This window comes from Proteus sp. fly-1067 (assembly GCF_040139345.1).
Lineage (GTDB): Bacteria > Pseudomonadota > Gammaproteobacteria > Enterobacterales > Enterobacteriaceae > Proteus > Proteus vulgaris_B.
In genome coordinates, this window is the sequence record NZ_JBEEUL010000101.1 from 1 (window position 1) to 704 (window position 704).

A 704-nucleotide genomic window follows, 5' to 3' on the forward strand; every position below is an offset into this window, starting at 1 on the left:
CTCATTATTTACCAACGAAACCGTTGTTGAAGAACAACCTTCGATGGTGGAAAACCCACAGCTTATCGCCCAAATATTGGATTACGGTAAGATCCTCTTAATCGCCATTATCGCTTGGTTTATGTGGCGTTTCGGTATCAAGCCACAATGGGTGAAATACCGCCAATCACAGCAAGCGCAAGTGACCGCCGAAACCTTTGTTACGACTCAACCTAAAACCCCGCTCGTGGTTGATGAAGAAATTAATGAAGATATGGACGAACAAACACGTCGTCGCCTGACTCGCCAACGTGTCAGTGCTGAAATTCAAAGTCAACGTATTCGTGAAATGGCAGAGAAAGACCCACAAGTGGTTGCCATGGTCATTCGTCAGTGGTTAGGAAAAGCACAATGATATTAACAGGAACCGAAAAAAGTGCCGTGATGCTAATGACACTCGGCGAAGATCAAGCCGCAGAGGTCTTTAAACACCTGAATCCCAAAGAAGTTCAACAACTGAGTATGGCGGTTTCTAACATGCGCCAAATCTCAAATAATGAACTGGCTGAGGTACTCACTGAGTTTGAAGAATCCGCCATTCAATTTGCAGCACTCAATATTAATACCAATGATTATCTACGTTCAGTGCTGATCAAAGCATTAGGTGAAGAGCGTGCGGCTAGCTTGTTAGAAGATATCTTTGATATACAAGAAAGTACATCCGG

At 43.8% G+C, this 704-nt stretch carries 2 pseudogenes; both read left to right on the plus strand.

Features of this window, described 5'->3' with window-relative positions:
• Positions 1-394, plus strand: a pseudogene (gene fliF / locus ABN217_RS19355) (flagellar basal-body MS-ring/collar protein FliF); the annotation flags it as partial.
• A pseudogene (fliG, locus tag ABN217_RS19360) lies at positions 391-704 on the plus strand (flagellar motor switch protein FliG); the annotation flags it as partial. The pseudogenes fliF and fliG, both read left to right, overlap by 4 nt.